Genomic DNA, 21,735 nt, shown 5'->3' on the forward strand with positions numbered 1-21,735 from the left:
TATGAGTTTTACAACTTTTGGAGAAATAATGCTTAGACTAACTCCTAACGATTACGCTGCTAAAATAAATAGCGCAAAAAATTTTGGAGTACACTTTGCAGGCTCAGAATCTAATGTAGCTAGCTCCTTAGCATATTTAGGCAATAAAACACAGTTTGTTACTAAACTTCCAAAAAATCAGCTAGGAGACGCTGCTGTAAACTCCTTAAGGTTCTATGGTATAAATACGAATAACATATTAAGAGGAGGAAATAGGGTTGGAACTTATTTTATAGAAATTGGTTCCTCTATAAGACCTTCTAGTGTAATTTATGATAGAGAAAATTCTGCTATTGCTAGTATAAAAAACAATGAATTTGATTGGGAAAAAATACTAGAAGGACAAAAACATCTTTTTATATCTGGAATTACACCTGCATTATCTAAACATTGTGCTGATGAAGTAATTTCTTTAGCTAAAGTTGCAAGAAAATTAAATGTTAAGGTTAGCTTTGATATGAATTATAGAAGAACTCTTTGGAGTGATGTATCAAATGCTAGAAAAATATTTGATGCCATTTTAGAAAACACAGATATTTTGTTTGGAAATATGGGCGTATTAAATGATGTTTATGGTATGACAGGTGAGGGCTCTAATAGTATAGATAAAACAGTTGATATTATTACTAAAGCTAAGAACGAATTTTGTTTAAATGAACTAGCTTTTACCGTACGTGATCATTACTCTGCTAATGAAAATGGACTATCTGGTATTTATATAGGTGCTAATGACCCTATTGTCTCTGACACCTATAAAGTACAGATTTTAGACCGCTTTGGTACAGGAGATGCTTTTGCAGCAGGATGTTTACACGGATTAAATAAAAAGTGGGATAAAGAAAAGGTAATTGGTTTTGCAACTGCTGCCTTTGCTCTAAAACATACTATAAAAGGAGATCAACATACAAGTAACGAAGAGGAAATTAACTCCATAAGAAATGGAAATATAACAGGACACGTATTACGATGAAAAGAGAAGAAATTTTAGAGATAATTAAAGACAGTAAGATAGTTGTTGTTATAAGAATGAAAGAACAACAACAAGTTGCAAAAGTTATAGATGCCTTGGTTAAAGGAGGAATTAAAACGTTAGAGGTAACTTCTAATACTCCTGGCTACTTAGAAGAAATTTCTAAAGCTAGAACAAAATACCCTAATACGCTTATTGGTGCCGGTACAGTCACTAATGCAAATAAAGCCAAGGACTCTGTAAATGCTGGCGCACAATTTTTAGTTACGCCAAATACAAACATAGAAACTATTAAAGTTGCTCATGAAAACAACATCCCGGTTTTAATGGGGGCTATTACCCCATCAGAAATTAGCATGGCTGCTGAAGCTGGTGCAGATATTGTTAAAATATTCCCTGCTGGTGCCATGGGAATAAAATACTTTAAAGCAGTAAAAGCACCTTTAAGTGACATTCCATTATTTGCTGTAGGTGGTATTGATGAAAATAGTGCTGCTGATTGGATTACTGCTGGAGCTGAAGGACTTGGTATTGGTGGTGGATTAACGAAAGTTGTTAATTCCGAATCTGATTTTAATGACATTGTGACTTTATCAAAAAAATATTTATCTATTCTTAACGAAAAATAGTAAGTTTTTAAAAATTAACAAACAAAAAAAGAGCCTGTGATTGTATACATCACAGGCTCTTTTTTTTAGACTCCTTTTACTACTTAAGAATTATCTTTTGTGTTTTTTTATAATTCTCTCCTCTAATACCTATAAAAACATCCATCATTTCTTTTAGCTTTTCAGGGTTTTCTTCAGCAACATTCTTTTGTTGTCCTAAATCCTCCTTCAAATTAAAAAGCATTGGCACATCAGAATTTCCTGGCTCAATATTAACTTGATCCATAACAGCTACACCACTATATGCTGGTATCATAGCCCAATCTCCTTGTCTTAATGCTGTTCTAGAACCTGCTTCAAGAACTAAGTTATCTCTTCCCTGCTTACTTTTTCCTAGGAAAGCATTTAAAAGGTTCTCACTATCCTCTACTTTAGCATCACTACCAACTAAAGTAGCTAAAGAAGAAAGTAAATCCATTTGACATACTAATGCATCAGAAACTCCTGGTGTTATAGTACCTTTCCAATAGGTAAAGAAAGGAACACGTGTACCCGCTTCAAACAAACTATATTTCCCACCTCTAAGTCCACCTGCTGGTGTATGTTCTCCTAATTTTTCAACAGACTCATCAAAATATCCATCGTTTAATACAGGGCCATTATCACTAGAGAAAACTATAATTGTATTCTCTAATAAACCTTCTTCTTCTAATGTCTTTACAAACTCTCCTACACACCAATCTGCCTCCATAATAACATCTCCACGAGCTCCTAAACCAGACTTACCTACAAATCTTGGATGTGGTGTACGCGGCACATGAGGCTGCTGCATTGCATAGTATAAAAAGAATGGTTCCTCTTTATGTTTTTTAACATAATCTTGCGCACCTTTTAAAAAGTGATCCGCCATGTCTTCATCTACCCATTTAGCAGATTCCCCACCTTTCATATATCCAATTCTTGGTATACCATTAACTATACTATTATTATGCCCGTGATGCCATTTTAATTTTAATAATTCTGGATTATCTACTCCCGTTGGCTCTCCTTCAAAATTTTCTTTATAATTAATTTCAATAGGATCATTAGGATCTAAATTAACAACATCTCCATTTTCTATGTATACCGTTGGCACTCTATCTTGCGTTGCCGCCATAATATAAGAATAGTCAAAACCAACTTCATTAGGACTTGGTTTAACTTTCTCATTCCAGTTTACATGTCCGCTTCCTAATCCTAAATGCCATTTACCTACAACACCTGTGTAATAGCCTTCTTGATTAAGCATTTTTGGTACTGTCATTTGGTCTTCACTAATAAGCAGCGGAGCCGTTCCTGGTAATATTTTAGCGTTTTTATTTCTCCAAGGGTAAGAACCCGTTAATAAAGCATATCTACTTGGAGTACACGTAGCTGATGATGCATAACCGTTTGTAAAACGCAAACCATTATTTGCTAAGTTATCCATATTTGGAGTTTTCAATACTGTAGAACCGTTAAACCCTACGTCTCCATACCCTAAATCGTCCATGTAAATAAAAACAATATTAGGTTTTTTCTGAACCTCTTCTTTTACAGCTGTTTCTGCTTTCTTTTCTTTACAACTAGAAAAAAACGCAAAACAGACTGCTAGAAAAAGTAAAAAGCTACTTTTTTTAATTTTGTTTGTCATAATATAAATTGTTGAGTTATTGAATTAAGTTAGCGAAATATAAGAATTTTACGTTTATAAAACGTATAAATTACAATTAATAACCTTCTTCTTAATTGGACTATTATATTTTTATATAGAAATCTCTTTTCCTAATTTACTAGACTCATATATTTTGTCTTGCACTACTATATTTTTTAGGTACAAAGAAACATCCGTCTCAAAAGGTTTACCAGAACTAAGCTGGTCTATAAAATGTTTTTGGGTATTAAAAACACAGTCTCCTGCAAAATTTATTTTCTCAAATTTATAGCTGTGCTCTTTTTCTTTTTCTCCTAATAATTGGATGGTTATTCTCCCATCTTCATATAATCTAATACTACCTTTATTACCTTCAATTAGCACTTTTCCAAAAGTGAATCTAGGATTGTCTGATGTACTTTCGTTATACCTATTTGCATCTAAAAAACCTACAGCACCATTAATAAAATCAAAATTTACCCAAGCAAAATCTTCTCCTTTTATATTAGTATTTAAGGTTTTTAATTTTGCATAAACCTTTGTTATTTCTCCTCCTAAATAACGAAAAACATCTATAAAATGGATACCTGTTTCATAAATTAACAGCTTTTCCATTTCTCTAAAATAGGGTTGTCTATTCATATATGCATCAGGTTGCCAACCATCTCCCATTCGCATACAAAGGTTAATAGTGTGCAACTTATTCCCAATACTATTTTGTACTAGTAATTTTTTGATTTCTCTATGCCACGGTTGAAAACGAAAATTCTCATGCACCATCATTCTTACATTAGATTCTTCTATTATTTTAGCGAGCTGTATAGACTCTTTATATGTTGGAGCAAGAGGTTTTTGGCAAATAATATGAATACTATTAGATGCTGCAATTTTACATATCTCTAAATGTGTATTTGGCGGTGTTATAACGTCCACAAAATCTGGCTTTTCTTGCTTAAGCATTTCTTCAAAATTCTCATACGCTTTTGCAAAACCATAGGTATCACATATTGTTTGCGCTTTTTCTATAGAAATATCGCAAACTGCTACTATTTCTAAGTTTTCTAAACGCGCCCATGCCTCGTAATGAAATTGGCTAAAATACCCTGCGCCTATACAAACTCCTTTATAAATTTTCATTCTTAATATTCTGAAAAGTGTTTATGAGGTTTCATATTAAACCATATCAAAACAGCTATAATATTTAATATTGCTCCTACAACAAAAAACAACGTTGTACTTCCTGTCCAAGATAATAAATATGGAAACAATAAAGCTGTTATAAAGGCTCCAATATTACCAGCCATATTCATTGTACCAGAAACTGTTCCCGCATGTTTTTTACCTATATCTACACAAAAGGCCCAAGACGGTGGCAATGTCATATCTGCACCAAAAATTGCAATGCTTAAAAATACTATTGCTCCAACTGCAGAGCTCATGTATACACTACCAAGCAAACCTATTGCTGCTAAGGCAAATCCTAAAGAAGCCGGAAATATTCTAGATGCATCCCATTTTCCTTTTTTATATATTTTATCTATTAACCAACCAGAAAACCAATTGCCAAAGGCACCAAAAACTAAAGGAATTGCGGTATACAAACCTGCCTCCACAGTATCTAGTTGATATTCGCTTTTAATATGAGGAAACAACCAAGTAAGTGCAAAGAAAAAGGTAAAATTACTACAGAAATACTGACCCATTGCAAGCCACATATTTTTTGATTTTAGCAAAGTTCCAAAGTGTATTTTTTTGGTGGTAGCATTTGTGTTTTTTTCTTGTCTTTGCGATATTATAAAATCTTTTTCTTCTTGACTAATACTCTTCAACTCTTCTGGTGTATCTCTGAAAAATATATACCAACAAATAGCCCATACTCCTCCTAACACTCCTAATAGTACAAAAGTGTTACGCCAACCAAAATCTGTTATTGCCCATGCTACTGCAGGCACTGCAAACGCAGCTCCTAAACGGGAGCCAGAAAAATTAATACCTGTAACTATTCCTCTTTCTTTTAAAGGTATCCAACTATAAATTGCTCTAGACATACCAGGAAAGGCACCAGCTTCTCCTGCTCCGAATAAAAAACGAATTATTAAGAGAGAAATAAAATTCCAAGCTGCTCCTGTAATTGCCGTAAAAGAAGACCATAAAACAACTATAATAGTCAATATTTTTCTAGGTCCAAAACGATCTACCATTATCCCAGATGGAGTTTGAAAAAAAGCATATCCAAGAGAAAAAGCAGCTAAAACCCATCCCATTTGTTTATCACTTAAACTAAGAGCCTCTGCTATTGGCTCTTTAGCTACACTAATACAAATACGGTCTACATATAATAATAAGGCTAAAAGAAAAGTGCCTACTATCATAAAATAACGCTTAGGGAAAAAGCTGTTTTTTTTCATTTTAAAATTTTTAATAATTCATACAAAGCCTTTTCATCACCAACATTTCCTGGAAAAATAATATATGGCATTTTAGGAAATTTACTTTCCTTCCCTAATTGCCAAACAGGAACACCTTTTAATGCTTGCCCCATTACAAAGGCTCTTTTAACTCTCAGAGCTTTTGTTGCCACATCACTAGAGGTAATACCTCCTTTAGCGATAATATATTTGGGAGTACATGACAATTCTTTAACTATACGAATAAGGCCATTAGATACTAAGTTTACAATCTCAAGACTTTTAACTTGAGAAACTCCTTTAATAATAGTTCTGCTAGTAAAAAGAACAACGTCTTCTCCTTTTTCTAAATTACTATTTACTCTAGAAATTAATTTTTCTATTTCCTTTTTAAAAACAGCAGTATTTAATACGTTTGTAACGTCTAATTCTAAGAAAATAGCTTTTGTGTTTTCTTTTAAATAATTTAATTGCAATGTTGTTTTTGGAACATAAGACCCTATTACTAATAAAGAACCTCCTTTAGAGTCTTCCCCTAATATTTCTTTTTTTGTTAAACAGTTTTTAGGTGTTATCCCTGTAATAGCATTTACAAAAGATGCAGCTGTTCTATATATTATAGTCTCTTTACTTTGCAAACCTATTAAAGCTAATTTCTCTAAATCTGCATAAGATGTTGCATTAGCTATTATATGCGATATACTCGGTTTTTTGAGAATGCTTTGTAAACTTTCCTCTGAATCTTCTCTTAATTCCTTAATTGATAAACTTCCAATGTTTTTAGGATCTACTATAGCACTCGTTTTTTCTAATATCCAATCTATTAGGTTAGATGATAAGTAGCCAAAAGTATTATCCTTTGCAAAGGGTGTTTTTGCTGCAGGAATAAATTCTTGACCTTCTTTTACATAATGGATATTCTTATAGGTATACCTACCTCCTTCAAAAAAAGCAGGAGCTAGTACATGTTTAGCTTTTGGTATTTGTAATCCCTCTGCAAGAGCATTTACTTCATTAGGATAATGACCTCTTAAAGTAGAATCTCCTCTACTAATTAAAACTAGCTCTTTTTTATGTTTTTTAGATAACTTATTAAGTCTAGAACCAATTAATGCTGCTAATACATTCGCATTTTGTATTTGTAAACTTCTAGAATTAGTTAAAATAAAAAAAACAGAACTACTAAGTATTTCTTTTTCAAGAACCTCATCTGTCCATTCTGTAATTACAGGTACATTATACACTGTTTGTGTTCCTGTAGGGTCATCATCTAAAACTATAATAGTTTTTGGGTTTTTATTTAGCTCTTTACGTATAGCATGTACAGAACCTTGTAACAGTTTCCCTTCTTCAATAGATTTTAATATTCCTTCTTTTAGCATTATTTATTTCTCTATTGCTATTACTCTTGCTGGCGCACCATCGCCGTTTTCTACCTTTATAGGAAGTGCAACCAGTGTAAATTCTGAAGAGGGAAGAGATTCTAAATTGGTAAGCCCTTCAATTATTATAATATCATTCTTCATTAAAATATTATGAATTTCCGTTACTTCCTCAATGTTGTTTACATCTGCAACAGATGGTGGCTCTACACCTATAATGTTCACCTTTTTTTCTCCAAGCCATAAAGCCAATTCTTTACTTATTCTTGGTAATGCATTACGATACTCTTCTGACCCTATTTTTTTACTCCAACCTGTTTGCAATAAAATACTATCTCCAGGACTAATTTTATCAGCAACAGCTTGCAGATGTCTTATAGTAATTAATTCTTTAGGTTTTATTTTTGTTACATCTACTTTCCATGCATTAGAAACAAACCTATTAGCAGGTATTACATCTATAGTTTGGGGGGTTACTCCAAAATGAATGGGCGCATCCATGTGGGTGCCACTATGAGAGTATAAATTTAAAGTTGTTGCATTCCAACCATCTTTAGCGAGAGAACGAGCAGGTTCTATAGTAACCCCGCTCATAGTATTATTTATGGGCAGGGTTAAATCTATAATTTTTTTGTTGCTCATTTTCTTATGCAACTACTAGTTCTGAAGTCTCTATATAATTTACCACACTATTTGCTACATCAGAGGTAGATGCATTTCCTTTAAGGTCTTTCGTTAAATTTCCTTTAGAAGTAGTATGCTCTATACCTTTCATAATATCTTTTGCAGCTTCTGTTTCTCCTAAATGATCTAACATTATAGCAGCCGACCAAATTTGACCTATTGGATTTGCTATGTTTTGCCCAGCAATATCTGGAGCAGAACCATGTATAGGTTCAAACATAGAAGGAAAATCCTTTTCCGGATTAATGTTTCCACTTCCACCAAGGCCAAGACTACCCATAATAGCGCCTCCTAAATCTGACAATATATCTCCAAAAAGATTCGTAGTTAAAATAACATCAAAAACTTCTGGGCGAAGTACAAAACTTGCAGATGCATTATCTATATACATCGTATTGTACTCTACATCTGGATACTGTTCTGCAACCTCTGCAATAACTCTATCCCAATAAGCAAGACTATGTATTAAGGTGTTAGATTTTGTTACGTTCGTTACCTTACTTCTTCTTTTTCTTGCTAATTTAAAAGAGTAGTGTGCAATACGCTCTATTCCAAATCTAGTAAATACACTAGTATCTGTAGCAACTCCACCAGCTTCTTCTGCATGCATTATTTGTCCATTTTGTACAAACTCTCCCTCATTATTCTCACGAACAACTACAAAATCTATATCTTTTTGCGTTTTATCTCTTAACGGACTATCTATTCCTGGAAATAATTTTACAGGTCTGTAATTTACATACTGCTTAAGTTTTCCTCTTACTTTAAAAGTATAATCTCTAGCTGGCAAAGTATCGTCTACTTCTGGCAAACCTACAGCTCCAAAATAAATTGCATCATACGTTTTCATTTGCTCTATACCATCTTCTGGCATAAATTCTCCATGTTTTAAATAATGACCTGCTCCCCAAGACAATTCATTTAAATCTAAATTAAAACCATGCTTTTTTGCAACAGCTTTTAATACAGAAACACCTGCTGGCACAATTTCTGCTCCAATTCCGTCTCCGTTTACAACGGCTATTTTATATACTTTTCCCATTTTAAGTGAATTATTTTTGCGCAATTTTGCACAACTACAAAATGTTTATTTAATAATTTTTATATCTATTTAATACAAAAATATATAATTTTAACTACATTTGATTGAATATATACTATTATTTGCGCAATAAATTGCACAAAATGTAATTATGACAAAAAAAGAAAGAGAGAAAGAAACCCCTACTTTAAAAGATATTGCAGAAACGCTAAACATTTCTATATCTACTGCCTCTAGAGCATTAAAAAGCAATCCTAGAATTAGTAGAAAAACACAAGAAATGGTAAAAAATACCGCAAAAAGAATGGGGTATTTATCTATAGATATGCTTAGTGAAGAAAAAAAGAAAGCATCTAATCTTATAGGAGTAATAGTACCTAAAATTAGTTATCACTTATATGCCATGGCAATAAGTGGGATAGAGCATATTGCAGAACAAAACGGTATGCACATTATAGTATGCCAATCTAATGAATCTTATGAAAGGGAAAAAAGCTTAGTAAAAGAGCTTATACAAGCTGGGGTAAATGGCATAATAGCTTCTTTGGCAAGTGAAACCAAAGAATTTTCACATTTTCTAGAGTTAAAAAAATTAGGTGTTCCTTTAGTTTTTTTTAATAGAGAATGTAATGATGTAATTACACATAAGGTAACTATAGACAATAAAAGAGCCGCATATGAAGCTGTAATGCATTTAATTTCTGTTGGATGTAAAAAAATAGCATATATAGGAGGTCCAGAGGTACTACAAATAAACAAAGAAAGAGCTCAGGGTTTTAAAGATGCTTTAGCGGATAATAAAATAGATATTGATGATAATCATATAATGTATAGCAGGTTTGATAGAGAAAGTACATTAACTGCGGCAAGAACTTTATTATATTCTCCTGATTACCCAGACGGAATTTTAACCTTTAGTGATCAAATAGCAATTAGTGTAATGTTAGCTGCAAAGGAAAGAGGAATTGCTATACCTGAAAAATTATCTCTAATTGGTTTTAACAACGAACCTATAGATGAACTTTTAGAACCCTCATTAACCAGTATAGATCAGCCAGGTTATAGAATGGGAGAAGAATCTGCGCAACTACTATTAAAACAGCTCAACAATTTCAATAAAGTTTATGAAAAAAGAATTCTTAAATCTTTTTTAGTTGTGCGAAACTCCACAAATAAAAATAGAAACTCAAAACCATAATTAATTAACATTTAAATTAAATTTTACAATGAAATATTTAAAACATAAAATAAAAATAACACTAGGAACTACACTAGCTGTTTTTCTATTTGGTGCTACATTAAAAGCTCAGAACCAAAAAGTTCTAGAAGAAAAAAATGGTCTTTTAGTTGTTGAGGCAGAAGATTTTCAAAATCAAACAAAAACAGAGATACGCAAATGGCATATTATTTCTGATAAAAATAATCTAGAAGCCAAAACTGCTAGTCACAACAGTTACATTAAAATATTACCAGATACTAGAACCAACCACAAAGATAAACTTATTCCTAAAGTAAATTTTAGTAATGAAGCTGGGAAAATGGCAATTGTGCACTACAAGGTAAAAGTAAACACTCCAGGCCGTTATTACATATGGGCAAGCGCTTATAGCTCAAATTCTGAAGACAACGGGGTACATGTTGGTATCAATGGAGAATGGCCAGAAAGCGGACAAAGAATGCAATGGTGCGATGGTAAAAATTCATGGACTTTGGGTAGTAGCCAAAGAACCTTAGAAGTTCATTGCGGGGTACCTGGTTTAATTTATTTGGATATTGATAAAGCAGGCGAATATGATATTCAATTTAGTATGCGAGAAGATGGCTTTGCCATGGACCAGTGGATAATGACAACTGATAAACATTTTTCTTTAGACAAACTTAAAGAAGAAGAAAATACCATTTCTTTAATGGATGCTGTTAAAGAAAAATATCCTGACTATGCAACTATAAAGGCAACCGAATTTGATATTCAAAATAATACTTTTTATGTAGACAAAAATTGGCTAGCAATAAACCCAAATAAAAATGAAACCGCCAAAGCTACTTATAAATATACTGGAGCTTCTGGTTTATTTGACATCGTGGTACATGGCGTTGGCGAAAATGACGGAAGGTCTTCTTTTACACTTACTGTAAATAAGTACCCACAAGGAACATTTAGACCAGAATTAAGTACAGACCCTTTTGAAGAAGGACCAGACTATGGTAAAACGTTTTTAGATGTACAATTAAACACAAATGACATTATTACTATTGATGGAAAAATAGGAAGTAGAGATCAAAAAGAATTTAGTAGAGGCCGATGGAGCGGTATAAATATTACCCCAATAGGAAAAGGAGACAAACTACTTAAAGGTCTAAAAGGAGGCAATGAAAATACAAGTGTTGTTGTAGATGGTGAATTAAAAAAATGGCATAAAGTAACCCTTACTTTTGATGGGCCACTTACCTCTGAAACTAAAAAGAATAATCCTTTTATGAATTTCCGTTTTAACACTACGTTTACACACACTAAAACTGGTAAAAAATATCTTATCCCAGGTTATTTTGCTGCAGATGGCTATGCCGGAGAATCTTCTGCTACTGAAGGGAATAAATGGCGTGTGCATTTTGCTCCAGATGAAATAGGAGAATGGACCTATGAAGTAGATTTTAGAAAAGGTAATTGGGTGGCTGTAAGCGATAAAATAAATTCTGGATTAAGTGGTGGTTACATGGATGGTGCTACTGGTAAATTTACCATAGAAAATACTAATAAAAAAGGAAAAGATTTTAGAGCAAAAGGAAGACTCCAATATGTTGGGGAACGTTATTTAAAATTTGCAGAAACAGGAGAGTACTTCCTAAAACAAGGACCAGATGCTCCTGAGAATTTTTTATCTTATATAGATTTTGATGGTACGTTTCATAATGACGGACACAAAGATAATTTAGTAAAGACATGGGAAGCACATGAAAAAGATTGGAAAAAAGGAGATTTAACTTGGAAAAATGGTAAAGGAAAAGCTATCGTAGGCGCATTAAATTATTTAGCTTCTAAAGATTTAAATTCTGTTTCTTTTTTAACAAATAATATTGCTGGTGATGATCAAAATGTATTCCCTTATATAGATTATGACACCTATGACCGTATTGATGTTTCTAAAATGGACCAGTGGGAATCTCTTTTTGAGTATGCACAAAAACTAGGTCTTTTTCTTCATTTTAAAACCTTAGAAGTAGAAAATCAAGGACTATTAGATAACGGTGGTGTTGGCGCAAACAGCAAGCTATATTATAGGGAATTAATGGCCAGATTTGGTCACCATTTAGCCTTAAACTGGAATTTATGTGAAGAAAATGGAGAATGGATTAAAGACCACCCAACACCTCCACAAAGCACAGAAGAAAGGTTAGCAATGACCCATTACTTTAAAAACCATGACCCATACCATCATCATTTAGTAATACATAATGGTGTAAAGTATGATGATTTATTAGGTCCTGATAGTGGATTAACTGGCCCATCTATACAAACTCACAAATCTGATTTTAGCACCATTCATAAAGAGGTCTTGCATTTATTAAAAATATCAAAAGAAGCTGGTTTTCAATGGGCAGCTGCAGTAGATGAACCAGGAGATGCGCAACATTCTTTATTACCAGACGATGAAAATCCTGGACATGATACAGCTAGAAGAAATGCACTTTGGGGTACTTTCATGGCCGGTGGCTGGGGTAACGAATGGTACTTTGGTTACAAGCATGCTAATTCCGATCTTACTTGTCAAGATTACCGTTCTAGAGATTTGTTTTGGGACCAAACCGTACACGCTATTAATTTCTTTAAAGACAACAATGTTTCCTTCTGGGAAATGGAAAACAATAATAGCTTAGTAGGTAATCCAGAAAACAAGAATACAGTGTATTGCCTTGCAAAAGAAAATGATACTTATGTTGTTTATTTAAATTCTAAAACAACCTCAACTTTAGATTTATCAAATGCTACAGGAGAATATAAAGTTCTTTGGTATAATCCTAAACAAGGTGGTTCATTAAAGAAGTCTAAAGTAAAAAAAGTTAAAGGAGGAACCGTAGTAGAATTAGGAAAATCCCCAGACAAAAAACAATTAGACTGGGTTATTCTTGTTACAAAAGAATAATAGATAAAACTAAAGGTAGGTTTTTACAACCTACCTTCTAGTGTGTGTTAATTAAAGTTGCGAGAAAATATTTCCTCGCAACTTTTTATTTTTAAAATGTAATTTTTAATAAATTATAGTATCTGCATATAGATTTTCTTGATACCAAGGGTCATTTGTATTTTTTAACATTACACCCAAGTCTTTTAGCAATACTTTAGATATTTCTGGCAGTTCTTTTATTGGAATTTTTTTTAATTGGTAAGGATCGTTTAAATTATCATACAAAAAAGATTGCGCCAACTTAGTTCCTTTCTTTTTATCCCATGGTAATTTATCTTCTTCTAACCAAAGAGTATATTGCTTTGTTAAAACCCCTCTAGAATTCCCTAACATAAGTAGTACAGACTCTGGTTCTTTCACATTATAAGTATTCGGGTTTAGTAAATTATTGGCAAAATTTATTCCTTCTACCTTCTCCTCAATATTAGCAGACATACCAGCCAACCCCATAAGCGTAGGCAAAACATCTGGAACACTAAATAATGTTTCATTTACCCCTTTCTTTAAACCCTTTGGCCAATGTACAATAAAAGGTATTGCCATAGCCTCTGTTAAAAATTGATTTTTACCTGTTCGCCCATGACTACCTAACATTTCGCCATGATCAGAACTATAAATAACTATCGTATTGTCTAATTCTCCCATTTTTCTTAACTCTTCTAATACTCTACCTACATGCGTATCTACACTAGTAACATTAGCATAATAATGGCGTGCATAATCTGCCACTTTTAAATCTGCATTTTCGCGAACTACTAAAGAAGTATCAATTACAGGGTATTTATCTTCTCCATAATGAGATTTAAGAGCTTCCATATCTGTGTTATCATCTCCCCATGGGTTATGTGGTGGGTTAATAGACCAAATCATACAAAAAGGTTTCTTCTCCTCTCTCTGACTCCTTTTGTTCTTTAAATAATCTAGAATTTTATCGGCCTCATTTTTGGTAGAAAATATTTTAGGTAAATGCAATTCACCATCTTTCTTTCCATTTATAGTAGCTGGATCATTAGAATATATATGTGGGTCATAATGTGAATCTTTCATTGACTGATAAAAATATTCTATACTATGTCTTGATGGCCCTGGCGGAACATAGGTATCATAGTTATTTACATGATGCCCTCCTGGAGCTTCAGTTGTACCAATATAATTTCCTTTTTCATCAAATAAAGCATCATTTTTTAACCAATGACATTTACCAAAATAAGAAGTATTGTAACCAGCTTCATAAAAAACATCTGTAATTGTTTTTGCATCATCTTTTAAACTTTCTTCTCTACCTACCTTGCAATTATTCCAAATTCCGTTTTGCTCAGGGTACATTCCTGTTAAAAGCATTCCTCTAGCAGGACTACAAAGAGGGTAATTACTTATGGCATTTGTAAAAACAATACCATTAGTTGCAAGTTTATCTATGTTAGGAGTTATTACTGGGTCTGGCTTACCTACTACATAGCTAGCATATTCTTTTTTAGACCAAAAACCAGCACTATATCTTCGTAATTGGTCTGGGTATATAATTAAAACATTAGGTTTATTTACTACCTTTTTTTTAATAGATGATTCCTTTTTAGTTTTATCCTCACAATTTGTGAAAGCAAGTAGAATTAAAAACAGTGTTAGTACATTTTTCATCTTATTTTTTTTCTTTTAATACCCATTCTGGAAGGTGCCCAAGGCGTAATTTTAATTGTTCTTCAAACAAAGATTCTGGTTTTACAGGCGCGCCTAAACTCTCTAATATTTGCACCTCATCTTCTTTAAAAGTGGTTCCTGAACCATGAAAACCAACTATTATTGGAGGTACTATTCTCCAATACCAACTGTCTATTGCTACAAATCTAAAATCTTCTTCTGCTTCATCAATCTCTTTGTAATTCCACAATACTAAATACCTCCCATGATTTGGTAAATTAAAACGTGCACCTCCTCCTCTACCCGCAAAAAAACCTCCTTCAACTTTATCAAATAAAGTACAACGCGGTTGCGAAGCATGGCTCTCGAAACAAGTATGGGCTGGGAATTTACATCTCCATATAACATTTGCAGAGGAACTCCCACCTGCTACTCCTACGGCATGGTGCATACCTGCCATGTCATTTACTTTTGCAATTAAAATTCCAGTTGAGCCGCCTGCAGCATGTACAGAACTATGTCCTATTTTCCCTGAAATAGTAATATTTAAAGCTGTACTGGCAGCAGCTCCAGAAAAGCTTAAAGGAGCATTAACATTTTTAAATGTACAATCTTTAGCCCAGGAATCTACGACATTACTAATACTTAAAATTGTCCAACCTCCATCGTCTTGCGCAGAACGATGATGCACAAAATCTTTAGTCCAATTACCCTCAAAAGTAATCTCCTCAAAACCCACATGATTTAGATGTGGAAAACTCTTAATCTTCCATTTATGCTTTGCAGTAACATCATAATGTATTGGCTCCACAAAAGTTATTGTATTACCAATAACACTCTCCACTTTATGCCGCTCATTTACTTGAACACCATCGTTTAAAAGTGCTGTCCATTCTGGGTCTGGAATTAATGGTTGCACATCGTAAGCAACTAAATCTTTACTATTATTTTCTACCTGTAATATTACCCAATCCCCTTTTTTTATGGCAGAACTATTGTCCACTTCTATACTATGCGTTTCTCTAGTTACATTCCCTGTAACATTTGCTAATACTTTAGATTTCTCATCCACTGAAACTTTTATAGCAGCGGGTACTGTCCATAATTTTTCTGGATCCGCTGGTGACAAATCTTTATCAAAAAACAAAATAGTATTTGCCTGGCTTTCTCCTCTAAAGACAATATGAGAAGATTGTACTTTTATACTACTTTCATCATCATTACCGGTATTTATCATATACCTTCCATTAGGAAAATAAATAATGCCTTTTCCTTTTTTCGACGCTGCTTTTATTGCTTTATTTAATGCGTCTTTATCTGATAAATTGTCATTTGGGATTGCTCCAAAATCCACAACATTAAAAACGGGATAATTAACTCTAGGGATTGGTTGTTCCGAATATTTATAACCTGCAAAAGAGAAATTAGGAAGTATAGCCTCCTGCCCTTTTTTTGAGGCATTTACATAATTATCCCAAACAGATTCTTTTTGGGCTTTACATCCGAACACAGCAAATAAAGCGACTAAAACTACAAAATTATTAATTCTCATTTTATTTGGTATTATATTGATTTTCATATCTTAATAAAGCCTCCAAATAATAATAGTCTGCATAATTTAATGGCACATCAATTTCATTATTATGGGGAATACTACCTACACTATGTTTTAATATAAAATTATGATTTTTTCCTAATGCAGCTGTATATTCATTAGTTGCTAATGAACCTAAAACTTTATCAATTGCAGCTTTATAGTTCACTTTAGAATACTCATCTAGCTCTATTAAAGCAGAAACCGTAATTGCTGCTGCCGAAACATCTCTAGGCTCATTTGGAATATTCTCTGCATTATAGTCCCAATAAGGAATACCATCTTCTGGTGTCCCTTTATAACTTAGAATATAATCTGCAATTTTCTGAGCTTGGTCCAAATATTTTTTATCCTTAGTATATCTGTAACACACCGTATAACCATAAAGCCCCCATGCTTGCCCTCTTGCCCATGAGCTATCATCAGAAAAACCCTGTGCGGTTTGTTTGTTTCTTACCTCTCCCGTTTTGGGATCATAATCTACTACGTGAAAAGAGCTATTGTTATCTCTAAAATGATTTTTCATTGTAGTGTTTGCATGTATTATTGCTGCTTTTTTATATTTAGAATCTCCTGTTAATTTGCTTGTTTCAAATAACAATTCTAAATTCATCATGTTATCCACTATAACAGGGAACATCCACCCTCTTTCTTTTTGCCAACCTCCAGTTACATCCCAACTTTTAATACAACCAACATTTGGATTAAAACGTGTAAGTAAGGAATTTGAAGCCGTAATCATAACATCTTTAAAAGCCTCATTATTAGTTAATCTAAAGCCATTACCGTATGAGCAATTAAAAACAAAGCCAAGATCATGATTAGTTGTTAAATATTTATGATTTTCAAATTGTCCTTGAAATTTTTCTGCAGCGGTCTTCCATTTTTTATCTCCTGTAGCTTCAAAAAGATACCAACAAGAACCAGGAAAAAACCCTTCTGTCCAGTCAAAATCTTCTCTTGCCCAATGCATTTCTCCTTCTTTATTTAATGTTCTAGGAATACGATTTACAGTTTCTGCTTCTTTAACTAACAGGTTTAATTGTATCTCAGCATTTTTTAACTCCCTTTCTACAGTTACTTTAGATAAGTTAGGTTTTGTATCTAAGCAAGCTATTTGCAAACAAACCAACAATACCATTGTAATTTTTACTATTCTCATTATTTAATATTTAGTTAGCTATACAAATATCTTCTAAAATGCTACTATTCTAGGGGCACTTTTAGTGATAATAAGGGGTGCAATGCGTTTAAAATACCTGCCATAAGGAAAATAACCACAAAGTATTTAAATATCTATTGAGGAACTTTGTATGGACTTAGTTTTTCTATATTCAGATGGGGTAGCATTAAATACTTTTTTAAAACACCTCCTAAAATATTTAAGATCATTAAAACCTACATCATACGCTATTTCTGCAACTCCTCTATTAGATTGCAATAATAATTGACTAGCACGTTTTAGTCTGATGGTTCTTATAAACTCTGATATAGATTGCCCCGTTAGGGCTTTTAATTTTCTATATAAGACAGATTGACTCATATGAACTTTTTCAGTTAATGTAGCAGCCATAAAACTAGAATCTGATAAGTTTTCTTCTACAATACTCATTACTTTTTTTAGTAGTTCTTCATCTGGTGATTCTAATTGTAATTCTTTAGGTTCTAAAAGTATATTTTTTTTAAACTTTTTTATCAAGCTTTTCCTTGACTTTAATACATTCTGCACTTGCATTTTTAAGACTTCAGCATCAAAGGGCTTTGTTACATAGGCATCTGCTCCTCTATTAAAACCGCTTTTTTGAGCTTTTGAAGAAGATCTAGCAGTTAATAAAAGAACAGGAATATGACTGGTAGATACATTTGATTTTATAGCATTACAAAACTCTAAACCATCCATCTTAGGCATCATTACATCGCTAATTATTATATCTATTTTATTAGTTTGTGCAATACTTAAGCCTATATCTCCATTTTGTGCTTCCAGAATATTATACTCTTCCTTAAAAATATCTTTAACAAATATCCTTACTTCTTTATTATCTTCTACATGTAAAATAGTTGGCAAATCCTCATCAATAATTACTTCTTGTATTTCATCTTTTTCATTTACCCAACCAATATTAACTACAGATGGATTATAAGGTAATGAAATATCTAAATTGTTTTTAAACTCTGTTGTAGTTAAGTTTAATTGATCATCTGTAAAATGAGAATTCCCCTTTGGCAATAAAATTGTAAATGTTGTGCCTTTGCCAAGAACACTTTCTGCCAATACTTCTCCATGGTGTAATAAAACAATATCTTTTGCTAGTGCCAAACCAACACCAGTACCTGATCGAAGTTCATGATGCTGTCCAAGCTGAAAATACCTATCAAAAACATGTGGAAGATCCTCTTCTCTTATCCCCTTCCCCGTATCTGAAATGACAATTTTTAAAGTTTTAAGTTCACAAGAAATAGAAATTATAATTTTACCATTGGATGGCGTAAATTTAAATGCGTTTGACAAAATATTTAAAATTACTTTTTTCATTTCAATTTCATCAAACCACATATTATAATTATCATTTTTTGATGTAAATTGATAATTAATATTTCTTTCTTGAGCCAACTCCTCAAAAGATAATTTTATATTTTCCAGAAAAGGAACAATATTTCTTTTCTTAACAGATAGTTTTAATTTACCCGATTCACTTTTTCTAAAATCTAAAAGTTGATTTATTAATTGTAGTAATATATTAGCATTACGGTACATTCCTGCCAATTGATTTTGCAAAACTCCATCCCCAGTATTTTTATCTAATAAACGTTTTAAAGGGCCAATAATTAATGTTAAAGGGGTTCTAAAATCATGAGAAATATTTGTAAAAAGTTGCAGTTTTAAACCATTTAACTCTTCTACTTTTTCTCTATTTTCTCTTTCTTGTTGTAATTGATTTTTATCTTTTATTCTTAATAATGTATATTTTCTAATTATTAATGTTAAGGTGGTAACAATTAATATATATCCCAAATATGCCCACCACGTTTTCCAATAAGGGTTTTTTATATTTATTGCTATCTTTTTAGGGGTTTTATTCCACTCCCCATACCCATTAGATGCTTTTAAATAAAAAACATATTTCCCAGGGTTTAAATTAGTATATGTAGCGGTTCTTTTATTACCTATAAAATTCCAACTAGCATCAAAGCCTTCTAATTTATAAGCAAATTGATGCTTTTTTGGATGCGCAAAACCAAGTGCAACAAAATCAATACTAAAATCGTTTTGATCATAGGTTAAATTAATTACTTCAGACTCATCTACACTTTTTAAAAAAGGTTTATTCCTAACTTTAAATCCCGTAAATTCTATTGGAGCTACATAGGTGTCTTTTTCAATTATCTTACTTGGATCAAATATGGTAAACCCAGTTGTACCACCAAAAACTAAATTTCCTTTTTTTGTTTTTAAACAAGCGCCATAATTAAACTCGTTACCCTGTAAGCCATCAGTTTCATCAAAATTTCTAACCTCTTTAGTATGTATATTTATTCTGCTTATTCCTTTATTAGTACTTACCCATATATTTTGCATATTATCTTGCAATATTCCATATATTACTTCATTTAATAAGCCATCTTTAATACCATAATTATTACTTTCTTGTGTTTTTAAATTGTAACTATAAAGACCATCTCCCTCTGTACCAATCCATAAAACATTAGTATTACTTTCATAAATACTAATTACTTGGTTAACCGAAAATGATGTATTTTTCTGAGCCCCCTTATAATTAATTTTCACCAGTTCTTTAGTGGCAATATTTACTTTTGACAATCCATTTTGACTACCAATGTATAACGTGTTACTTTTTTTAGCTTTTGTAATTGTATAAATAGAGCTACCTACTATTTGGTTTGCATCTTTAATTTTTTCAAAAGTTTTTAATTTTGTGTTAAAAAAATTTAACCCGCCTTTATTAGTTCCTATCCAAATATTACTATTTTCATCTTCTACTAAACTTGTAATTTTATTATCCTCAATACTATTAGATTTTTCTTTAAGATTTTCAAAATGTGTAAATTTATTATTCCTTGTATTATAATAACTTAGCCCTTTGCCATGGGTTCCAATCCAAAAGTTTTGATTATTACTATATATTAAAGCTTTAATATTATTAGTAATTATACTACTATTCTTATTAGGGTCATGAGTATAAAATTTAAATTCTTGACTTTTTGTGTCGTATAAATTTATCCCCCCTCCCTCTGTAGCTATCCAAAGGTTTTCATTTTTATCCTCTACAATAGCACTAACAACTTTATAGTTTAAATTTTTATTTGTGGATCCAACATTAAAGGTCATAAAATTGTTGGAGTTTTTGTCTATATAATTTATACCTCCTGCCCAAGTACCAACCCATAAATCTCCCCTATCATCTTCAATAATACTATAAACAGAATTTTGACTAAGACTTTTAGGGTTATTTACCTCGTTTTGATATTTATTAATAGTTTTATTCTCAAGGTTTAGTTGGTAAAGACCATCATAACAGCCAATCCATAAATAACCTTGTTTATCTTGGCATATTTCTCTAACAGAAGTAGTGAAAATCTTTTTATCATTAATAGTATAATCTTCAAAGGTTTTTGTTGCATTATTAAAGAAAGCTAAACCATTATTATAACCTAACCATATATTATTTTCATAATCTTTAAATAAGTTGGTGGTATAATTTTTTGTGACATTTGGGCTATTATCACTAGGGTAGTCATATGTTTTTAGAGTATTATTTTTAGCATTGAAAAATTGAATTTTCTCTGTAGTACAAATCCATAAATTTTCTTTTTTCTCTTGAAGGATAGAAGTAATATCATTAGAAAGTAAGCCGCCTTTTACGAAACTACTAAAACTAATAGATTCCTTAGTTTGTATATTATATTTATCTAACCCCTTATTTGTTGCAATCCACAAATATGTAGTATCTAATGCTACAACCTCTCTAATACTACTAGTATAATATGTATTTAATTTTTTAGATTTTTTTATTCTAGTAAAATTATCTTTTTGGGGATTATATAAATTTAGTCCCGTTTCTGTACCAACCCATATATTCCCTTTTTTATCTAGTGTTAAAGATGTAATTCTATTATGACTTAAGCTTGTACTATCCTTTGAACTATAGTTATATACTTTAAATTCTGTTCCATTAAATTTATTTAACCCATACCTAGTCCCAAACCAAATAAAACCTTGATTATCTTGAAGAATTTTTACAACTGATCTTTGTGATAATCCATTTTTTGTAGTAATATTTTTAAAATTTAGTTTCGCAGAATAAAATTTACTTTCTTGACAATAAATTTTAGAAAAGAAAAAAATAAATACAACCAGTATTCCTAATCTATATTTAGTAGGTTTTAATAAAACACGAAAGTTCCTGTTTTTATTTTTTTTCATTTTTATGTCTGCGTATTTTTAAAAGATATATACTTTTTTTTAAAAGAACAGTATAAATTTAAGAGGAT

At 31.9% G+C, this 21,735-nt stretch carries 14 protein-coding genes; 4 read left to right on the top strand and 10 right to left on the bottom strand.

What is annotated here, in order from left to right; translation table 11 throughout:
* Position 1 precedes the first annotated feature (1 nt).
* Together CLV91_RS02375 and CLV91_RS02380 are read left to right on the top strand one after the other, a co-directional pair.
* Complete coding sequence (locus tag CLV91_RS02375) at positions 2-1,009, top strand: sugar kinase (RefSeq protein WP_121063597.1); 1,008 nt, start codon at positions 2-4, stop codon at positions 1,007-1,009.
* The gene (locus tag CLV91_RS02380) at positions 1,006-1,638 is read left to right on the top strand and encodes a bifunctional 4-hydroxy-2-oxoglutarate aldolase/2-dehydro-3-deoxy-phosphogluconate aldolase (RefSeq protein ID WP_121063599.1); all 633 of its coding nucleotides are present in this window, start codon (positions 1,006-1,008) and stop codon (positions 1,636-1,638) included. Before CLV91_RS02375 ends, CLV91_RS02380 begins: the two co-directional genes overlap by 4 nt.
* Positions 1,639-1,717: 79 nt before the next feature.
* Here CLV91_RS02380 and CLV91_RS02385 read toward each other — a convergent pair whose 3' ends face one another.
* The 6 genes from CLV91_RS02385 to CLV91_RS02410 form a co-directional block, all read right to left on the bottom strand.
* Positions 1,718-3,289, bottom strand: a complete 1,572-nt coding sequence (locus tag CLV91_RS02385; RefSeq protein ID WP_121063601.1) for a sulfatase family protein — start codon at positions 3,287-3,289, stop codon at positions 1,718-1,720.
* 111 nt (positions 3,290-3,400) lie between these two features.
* Positions 3,401-4,426, bottom strand: a complete 1,026-nt coding sequence (locus tag CLV91_RS02390; RefSeq protein ID WP_121063603.1) for a Gfo/Idh/MocA family protein — start codon at positions 4,424-4,426, stop codon at positions 3,401-3,403.
* Positions 4,427-4,428: 2 nt separating this feature from the next.
* Positions 4,429-5,697: an MFS transporter gene (locus CLV91_RS02395; RefSeq protein ID WP_121063605.1), complete on the bottom strand. Its 1,269-nt coding sequence runs from the start codon at positions 5,695-5,697 to the stop codon at positions 4,429-4,431.
* On the bottom strand, positions 5,694-7,079 hold the full coding sequence (locus CLV91_RS02400; RefSeq protein WP_121063607.1) for a four-carbon acid sugar kinase family protein: 1,386 nt from the start codon (positions 7,077-7,079) through the stop codon (positions 5,694-5,696). Before CLV91_RS02400 ends, CLV91_RS02395 begins: the two co-directional genes overlap by 4 nt.
* Positions 7,080-7,082: 3 nt before the next feature.
* The gene (locus CLV91_RS02405) at positions 7,083-7,721 is read right to left on the bottom strand and encodes a cyclase family protein (protein ID WP_121063609.1); all 639 of its coding nucleotides are present in this window, start codon (positions 7,719-7,721) and stop codon (positions 7,083-7,085) included.
* Between the two features lie 4 nt (positions 7,722-7,725).
* On the bottom strand, positions 7,726-8,805 hold the full coding sequence (locus CLV91_RS02410; RefSeq protein WP_121063611.1) for a tartrate dehydrogenase: 1,080 nt from the start codon (positions 8,803-8,805) through the stop codon (positions 7,726-7,728).
* A 151-nt stretch (positions 8,806-8,956) separates the two neighbouring features.
* Between CLV91_RS02410 and CLV91_RS02415 the strand changes: the two genes are divergently transcribed.
* Positions 8,957-10,003 carry a LacI family DNA-binding transcriptional regulator gene (locus CLV91_RS02415; RefSeq protein WP_121063614.1) on the top strand — a complete coding sequence of 349 codons (1,047 nt, stop codon included), beginning with the start codon at positions 8,957-8,959 and terminating at the stop codon, positions 10,001-10,003.
* Positions 10,004-10,031: 28 nt separating this feature from the next.
* Entirely contained in the window at positions 10,032-12,947 is a 2,916-nt protein-coding gene (locus CLV91_RS02425; RefSeq protein ID WP_211333183.1) for a DUF5060 domain-containing protein, read from the top strand.
* 105 nt (positions 12,948-13,052) lie between these two features.
* Here CLV91_RS02425 and CLV91_RS02430 read toward each other — a convergent pair whose 3' ends face one another.
* The 4 genes from CLV91_RS02430 to CLV91_RS02445 all read right to left on the bottom strand — a co-directional run bounded on the left by CLV91_RS02430 (position 13,053) and on the right by CLV91_RS02445 (position 21,667).
* Positions 13,053-14,627 carry a sulfatase family protein gene (locus tag CLV91_RS02430; RefSeq protein ID WP_121063616.1) on the bottom strand — a complete coding sequence of 525 codons (1,575 nt, stop codon included), beginning with the start codon at positions 14,625-14,627 and terminating at the stop codon, positions 13,053-13,055.
* Between the two features lies 1 nt (position 14,628).
* Positions 14,629-16,206 carry a DUF4955 domain-containing protein gene (locus tag CLV91_RS02435; RefSeq protein WP_121063618.1) on the bottom strand — a complete coding sequence of 526 codons (1,578 nt, stop codon included), beginning with the start codon at positions 16,204-16,206 and terminating at the stop codon, positions 14,629-14,631.
* On the bottom strand, positions 16,181-17,383 hold the full coding sequence (locus CLV91_RS02440) for a glycoside hydrolase family 88 protein (RefSeq protein WP_121063620.1): 1,203 nt from the start codon (positions 17,381-17,383) through the stop codon (positions 16,181-16,183). Before CLV91_RS02440 ends, CLV91_RS02435 begins: the two co-directional genes overlap by 26 nt.
* 126 nt (positions 17,384-17,509) lie before the next feature.
* Positions 17,510-21,667, bottom strand: coding sequence for a hybrid sensor histidine kinase/response regulator transcription factor (locus CLV91_RS02445; protein ID WP_121063622.1), 4,158 nt, complete (start codon positions 21,665-21,667; stop codon positions 17,510-17,512).
* Between the last annotated feature and the right edge of the window lie 68 nt (positions 21,668-21,735).

This window comes from Maribacter vaceletii (assembly GCF_003634105.1).
Taxonomy (GTDB): Bacteria; Bacteroidota; Bacteroidia; order Flavobacteriales; family Flavobacteriaceae; genus Maribacter_B; species Maribacter_B vaceletii.